This window comes from Acetobacter senegalensis (assembly GCF_001580995.1).
In the GTDB taxonomy this organism is placed as follows: Bacteria; Pseudomonadota; Alphaproteobacteria; order Acetobacterales; family Acetobacteraceae; genus Acetobacter; species Acetobacter senegalensis.
Genome location: NZ_LHZU01000057.1, coordinates 1 through 4496, shown reverse-complemented (window position 1 = coordinate 4496; position 4496 = coordinate 1). Strand labels below are relative to the sequence as shown.

The 4496-nt window shown below is 59.7% G+C and carries 2 protein-coding genes; both read right to left on the bottom strand.

Annotated features, from left to right (window positions below):
• Nucleotides 1-1965, bottom strand: a 1965-nt coding sequence (locus tag AD948_RS00510) for a DNA polymerase (protein WP_061470258.1), incomplete at its 3' end; no start/stop codon positions are given.
• 528 nt (nucleotides 1966-2493) lie between these two features.
• A partial coding sequence (locus AD948_RS18305; protein ID WP_061470257.1) for a TonB-dependent receptor occupies nucleotides 2494-4496 on the bottom strand: 2003 nt, incomplete at its 5' end.

Genomic DNA, 4496 nt, shown 5'->3' with positions numbered 1-4496 from the left:
GGCATCCGTGTAGGTGCTTTTCAGCTTGGCAAGCTGCCGCCATGCCAGCACCTTTTCCGGCAGGGCGTGCCCCTGATCGGCCAGATCCTGCAACACGGAGGAATCTGTGCTCCATGCCCCAGCCTTGCCGCGCTTGCCGCCTTTCAGGCCCATCTCGTCAAACAGGATTTCGCCAAGCTGGCGGGGGGAGCCCACATTGAACTCACGTCCTGCGGTCTCGTAGATGTCCTTTTCCATCACGGCCATACGGGCCGCAAAATCTTCGGACAACCGTCCCAGTTCCGCCCGGTCAACGGCAATGCCCGCTTTTTCCATGGCCGCCAGCACCGGGGAGAGCGGACGTTCGATCTGCTCATACAGCGCCAGCGCCTGATTGGTGCGCAGGGTGGGGTGCAGCACATGCCACAGCCGCAGCGTGACATCTGCATCTTCCGCTGCATATTGCGTGGCGCGGCCCACGGGCACCTGCGCAAACGGAATACGGTTGCGGCCGGTGCCGGTTACGCTGTCATAGCTGATGGGGGAGTGGCCCAGATGCAGGGTGGAAAGTTCATCCATGCCCTGCCCATGCAACCCGGCGGATTGCGCGTAGGAGATCAGCATGGTGTCATCCACCGGGCCGATGGTGCTGAAGTCCAGCCCTGCACGGTCAAACACCAGCAGGTCAAACTTGGCGTTCTGAAACACCTTCAGCACGCTCTCATCCGTCAGCAGCGGGCGCATGAGGTCCAGTGCCGCGTCTGCCGTAAGCTGTTCGCCTGCGGGTTCTTCCAGCGTGCCTTCATGCCGCAGCGGCACGTAGCAGGCTTTGCCCGGCGCCGTGGCAAGGGAAAGCCCCACCATGTTGGCGTGCAGCGGGTCCAGCCCATCGGTTTCCGTATCCACGGCGCACAGGCCCGCTTCCTGCGCGGCGCTGACCCATTTTTGCAGGGCTTCTGCCGTGCGCACGGTTTCATACGGGCCATAGGCGGCTGCCATGGCGGCGGTTGCGGCCTCGCTGGGTCCGGCAGCGGCAGGGGCTGCGTCTGGTGCCGCTGCACCTTTGACAGATGCCTGAACCATGGCGTGCGCCGCCCGGTGCGCATGGGCGCCCGAAGGATGCCCCATGCCCAGCCGTTTCAGCACGGAACCAAAGCCCATGTCTTCCAGCCAGTCGGCCAGAACGGGTTTATCCAGCTCCCGCACGCCCAGTTCTTCCACTGGCATGGGAAGGGGCACATCACACGCCAGTTCCACCAATTGGCGGGAGAGGCGGGCGGCATCCGCGTGTTCGATCAGCATGTCCCGCCGCTTGGATTTTTTCATCTCCGGCGCAGCGGCCAGCACGGCTTCAAGCGTGCCGAATTCATTGATCAGGGCGGAGGCTGTCTTGGGCCCAATGCCGGGCACGCCGGGCACGTTATCTGTGGAGTCCCCCATCAGGGCCTGCACGTCCACCACCTTTTCAGGCAGCACCCCGAACTTCTTTTCCACTTCTGGCAGGCCGATGGGGGTCTGCTTGATGGGGTCCAGCATGCACACGCCGGGGCCGATCAACTGCATCAGATCCTTATCGGAGGAGATAATGGTGCAGGTGCCGCCCATCTTCCGTACCGCCGTGGCGTAGGAGGCGATCAGATCATCTGCCTCCCAGCCCTGTAGTTCAATGCCGGGCACGTTGAAGGCCTGCGTGGCATCACGGATCAACCCGAACTGCGGGCGCAGATCTTCCGGCGGTTCCGGCCGGTGCGCCTTGTATTGCGGGTAGATGTCTGAGCGGAAGGTGTGCCGCCCGGCATCAAACACGACCGCCAGATGCGTGCCAACATGTTCGCGCAGCAGCCGGGCCAGCATGTTGGTGAAGCCATACACGGCGTTTACCGGCACGCCGTGCGGGCTGGTCATGGGGGGCAGGGCATGGAAGGCGCGGAAGATGAAGCCGCTGCCATCCACCAGAACCAGATGAGGTGCGTCAGATTGGGTCATGATAAGGCTACCGGCTGAAGGGCTGCCGGACACGGCCGTGCAGGGAAGAAAAGCATGCGTTTGGGATATGCGCCCTTCGCCCCGATGTCCAGCGTTCACACAACATGCGCGCATGCCTTCGTCCACACAGGGCAAGGACAGCCGCTGCACTGCACGCGGAGGGAGAGGACCTATTGCGCCATCAGAGAGACGTTAGCGTGAGGGGGAGCGGAGCGTCTGTGGTCTTTCTGTATCGGGGCTGGCTTTGGTCGGTTCCTGTTGCCGTTGTGGCGTCTGGTCCACAAAGCAGCATAGCGAAGAGGCAGGACGATCCCTTGCTGGCGTTTAAGAGCCGACCGGAAACATGAGCAAGAACGATCTGAGGATAGACTTTGTCCTCTGGCTCTGATGACAAACAGGCGCAAGGCGAGGTTCGAGAGGCTTTCTTGAGACTTTTATGAAGTCCCAACAATGCAGTGATGTTCTTGCGCATAAGAAGGATGGGCGTGAGGGTTTCCAACCCCTCCCTAGCTGCTTTTCAAGCCGCCTTTAAAAACCTGTCGAGACGGAGACGACCCCTGCAAAACCACCGCCGACAAAATAGGTGGGGGCTCTTCCGGCAATGGTGGTGCCGTAAACGCCCTGCGTGGTGCGGGCGTTGGCGGAAACGCTGTTTACCCCGGACAGATAACCCGACTGGCCCAGATTGATCAGATTGAGCTGGATCTGGGGAGAGCGCGCAAAACCCACCTGCCGCAGCCGGTAACCCATACTGAGATTGGCCGTAACAAAGCCCGGAATACGTTCATCATTCATGAAGGTGGAATAGGTGGGCCCCACGTAATTGAGCGTGAACTGTCCAAACAGATGCGTGTCATCATAGGACAGACCAATACTGCCGGAAAAATCGGGTGTACGAATAGCTTTTTTGCCGCGTGTGGGCAGGTAATCCATGCCGGATTTCAGGTTATTGTCTATGGTGGCGTGAATATACTGGCCCGAGAGGTACGGGCTGAAATGGTGCCAGGGCTTGAGCCCTACCTCAAGCTGTGCGCCACGGGCTGTCTGCCCCCCACCATTGAGGGATTCCGTCACCAACGCACCATTCAGGTTGCTTGTTGTGCTGATCTGGCGATTTGTGAAATTGTAATTGAAGAGAGCAGCGGAGACGTTCACCAGCCCGGTGTGGCGGTAGCCCACTTCCTCGCCAATGGAATATTCGGGGCGGGTGTCACTGGTGGCGCTGCGGGTCTGCGCACCGGTGGCCACGCTGAAGCGGTCATTATAGCTGGAAATGCCGGAGGGAGCGCGGAACCCTGTTGTCCCGTTCAGGAAGATCTGGTCCTGCGGTGTCAGATCATAACTGGCGGAAAGCTGTGGCTGGGGCGAGAAATAGCTGGCCCCGTTGCGGTAGCGTGCACCAGCAAGCTGATTGCTGATGGTGCGCGTTACCATAATGGCGCGAAACGTGGCGGAAAGCGTCAGCCGGTTGGACAGCGCATGAAAACGGTCCTGCACAAACAGGGCATTAACCTGTTGCACCAGATGCGAGTTATAGGATGTCAGCGGTTCTCCGGATGCCGTGAGAATAGGGTAATAGCCCCGCATGTTGGAAACCCCTCCATTTGCATCCACGGCAGCATATCGCGAGGGATTGGAGTAATCATAATAGGAATACCATGCACCGCCTGTCAGGCTGTTGCGGCCTGCATCCCAGCGCAGGGAAGCCGTGATGCCGGAATGCGCCTGCTTGAAGGTATCCGTTGCAACAGCGGTAATCTGGCCTGTCTGGGGGCCTGCACTGGCCTGTAGCGGCCCGGCAGGCTGGTTGCCCTGATAGCTGTGCTGCGGGTCAAGCGTGGTGCCAAACCCGTCATACCCCGCGACATAAATGAAATAGGGCGTAAGCGAGAGATGGAAATGCCGGTTCAGCCTGAATTCCAGCGGGGCTGTCAGCAAGGTTTGGGCACGGGCGTTTTCCTGCAACAGGTAATAGGAACTGTCACCTTCCGTATAATGGGATGAATAATTGAAATGGGTGCCACTGGCATGCCACTGCGTATGCGTGGGAGCCCGCAGATAATATTGCCGCTGCCGGTTAAAGGAAAAAATGAGCGAGGCAGAACTGCCCTTGCCCCATTCCCGTAGCAGGCGGCTGTCCACATGGTAGCGTGGGCTGTCTCCGGCCCCGCGCCACTGGTTGGCGTTGCGGTATGAAAAGGAGGCAAAACCGGTTACGCCTGTATGCCCTATTTCTCCACTGTCCAACCGCAGGAATTCACGGTTGAGCGCATAGGACCCGTAAGAAAGATCCATAAAACCGCCTGCTGTTTTGCGCGGTTTGATCATGTGCACGCTCAGTTGGCCACCCACCGCGTTGTAAAGTGGTGCCGTGGCTTCTGCTGCGCCTTGTGTGAGGGTGACGGAACTGATGTTTTCCGTATCTGCCGTGGCGGAGGTGTAAGGCATCAGGAAAAGCGGCGGGGCAGCGGGCACGCCTTCAAACAGATACCCGATTTCAGTCTGGTCCAGCCCGCGGATGGAAAGCCCCT